General features: G+C 72.7%; 2 protein-coding genes and 1 pseudogene. 1 reads left to right on the top strand and 2 read right to left on the bottom strand.

Going from position 1 to position 2,505, the window contains the following annotated elements:
- A pseudogene (locus RIM90_RS28290) lies at positions 1–216 on the top strand (ALF repeat-containing protein); the annotation flags it as partial.
- Positions 217–284: 68 nt separating this feature from the next.
- Here the strand turns inward: RIM90_RS28290 and purH are convergent.
- Both purH and purN read right to left on the bottom strand, forming a co-directional pair.
- Positions 285–1,844 carry a bifunctional phosphoribosylaminoimidazolecarboxamide formyltransferase/IMP cyclohydrolase gene (gene purH / locus RIM90_RS28295; RefSeq protein ID WP_309063594.1) on the bottom strand — a complete coding sequence of 520 codons (1,560 nt, stop codon included), beginning with the start codon at positions 1,842–1,844 and terminating at the stop codon, positions 285–287.
- Positions 1,841–2,479 carry a phosphoribosylglycinamide formyltransferase gene (purN, locus tag RIM90_RS28300; protein WP_309063596.1) on the bottom strand — a complete coding sequence of 213 codons (639 nt, stop codon included), beginning with the start codon at positions 2,477–2,479 and terminating at the stop codon, positions 1,841–1,843. Before purN ends, purH begins: the two co-directional genes overlap by 4 nt.
- Positions 2,480–2,505 lie beyond the last annotated feature (26 nt).

Below are 2,505 nucleotides of genomic sequence, written 5' to 3' on the forward strand. Positions count from 1 at the left end.
GCCCTCGACACGAACACCCCGGAAGCCCTGCGCGCCTTCCTCGAAACCGGCTACCGCCTCGCCCAGGCCGAGGACGACCGCGTCGCCATCGCCCGCATCCTCGCCGACCCGGACAGCAGCGACGCGCTCCGCGCGGCGGCCGCGGAGGTCATCGACGGCACGCCGGAGGAGCTGCGGCACTTCCTGGAGGTCGGCCGGTACGAGGTGGACGGCTAGGGGGGCTCGTCGGGGTCCCCGCCCGCTCGCGCGGGCGGACGGGGACCCGGACGGACCGTCGGTGGCCGTCAGTGGAAGAAGTGGCGCGTCCCGGTGAAGTACATCGTGATGCCGGCCTTCTTCGCGGCCTCGACGACCAGCTCGTCACGGACCGAGCCGCCGGGCTGGACCACGGCCTTCACGCCGGCCTCGGTGAGGATCTCCAGGCCGTCGGGGAAGGGGAAGAACGCGTCGGAGGCGGCGTAGGAACCGGCCGCGCGCTCGGCGCCGGCCCGCTCGACGGCCAGCTTCGCGGAGTCGACCCGGTTGACCTGGCCCATGCCGACGCCGACGGAGGCGCCGTCCTTGGCGAGCAGGATCGCGTTGGACTTCACGGCCCGGCACGCCTTCCAGGCGAAGGCCAGGTCGGCGAGCTCGGACTCGCTCAGCGCCTCGCCGGTCGCCAGCGTCCAGTTCGCCGGGTCGTCGCCCTCGGCCTGGAAGACGTCCGTGACCTGGGCCAGGCCGCCGCCGTCGATCGGGCGGAACTCGGCGGGCGCCTGCGGGGCCTCGGGGCAGCGCAGCACGCGGATGTTCTTCTTCCTGGCGAGGGCTTCGACGGCGCCTTCCTCGTAGTCCGGCGCCACGATGACCTCGGTGAAGATCTCCGCGACCTGCTCGGCCATCTCCTTGCTGACCGGGCGGTTGACCGCGATCACGCCGCCGAACGCGGACAGCGGGTCGCAGGCGTGCGCCTTGCGGTGCGCCTCGGCGACGTCCGCGCCGACCGCGATGCCGCACGGGTTGGCGTGCTTGATGATCGCGACGCACGGCTCGTCGTGGTCGTACGCGGCACGGCGGGCGGCGTCCGTGTCGACGTAGTTGTTGTACGACATCTCCTTGCCGTGCAGCTGCTCCGCCCCGGCCAGGCCGCCGCAGCCACCGGTGTAGAGGGCGGCGGGCTGGTGCGGGTTCTCGCCGTAGCGCAGCACCTGCCTGCGCCGGTACGTCACGCCGATGAAGTCCGGGAACTCCTCGCCGTCACCGGCGTACTCGCCCGCGAACCAGCCGGCGACCGCCACGTCGTACTCGGCGGTGTGGCGGAACGCCTCGGCGGCGAGGCGCTTGCGGGCCGCGAGGTCGAAGCCGCCGTCGCGGACGGCGGCGAGCACGTCCTCGTACCGGTCCGGGCTGGTGACCACGGCGACGGACGGGTGGTTCTTGGCCGCGGCGCGGACCATGGAGGGGCCGCCGATGTCGATCTGCTCGACGCACTCGTCGGGCGAGGCGCCGGAGGCGACGGTCTGCTCGAACGGGTAGAGGTTCACGACGACCAGGTCGAAGGGCTCCACGCCCAGCTCGGCCAGCTGCCGCCGGTGGTCCTCCAGGCGCAGGTCGGCGAGGATGCCGGCGTGGACCTTCGGGTGCAGGGTCTTGACGCGGCCGTCCAGGCACTCGGGGAAGCCGGTGAGCTCCTCGACCTTGGTGACCGGGACGCCGGCGGCGGCGATCTTCGCGGCGGTGGACCCGGTGGAGACGAGCTCCACGCCGGCCTCGTGCAGGCCGCGCGCGAGGTCCTCGAGCCCGGTCTTGTCGTAGACGCTGACGAGCGCCCGGCGAATCGGCCGCTTGTTGCTCTCGGCGGTCACTGGATAACTACCTTTCGTCCCTCAATGCGATAGCCGTTGCGGGCGAGCCGCCCCACGACCTCGACGAGCAGCCTTCGCTCGACTTCCTTGATGCGCTCGTGCAGAGCGCTCTCGTCGTCCTCGTCCCGGACCTCCACCACGCCCTGCGCGATGATCGGCCCGGTGTCGACGCCGTCGTCGACGAAGTGGACGGTGCAGCCGGTGACCTTGGCGCCGTACGCGAGCGCGTCCCGTACACCGTGGGCTCCGGGGAAACTGGGCAGCAGCGCGGGGTGGGTGTTGACGAACCGGCCGCCGAAGCGGGCGAGGAACTCCTTCCCCACGATCTTCATGAACCCGGCGGACACCACGAGGTCCGGCTCGTGGGCGGCGACGGCCTCGGCGAGCGCGGCGTCCCACTCCTCGCGGGTCGCGTGGTCCTTGACCCGGCAGACGAAGGTCGGCAGCCCGGCGCGCTCGGCGCGGGCAAGACCCTCGATGCCCTCGCGGTCGGCACCGACGGCCACGACCTCGGCTCCGTACGCCTCGGCGCCGGTGGCGGCGATCTCGTCGAGGAGCGCCTGCAGATTGGTGCCGGATCCGGAGACCAGCACGACGAGACGCCTGGCGCGCTCGGCCACGGGCTTGGCGGCCACGGTGGGGCCCTTTCTCGGGGAGCGTC

It is taken from the genome of Streptomyces sp. (assembly GCF_031181555.1).
GTDB classification, from domain to species: domain Bacteria; phylum Actinomycetota; class Actinomycetes; order Streptomycetales; family Streptomycetaceae; genus Streptomyces; species Streptomyces fimbriatus.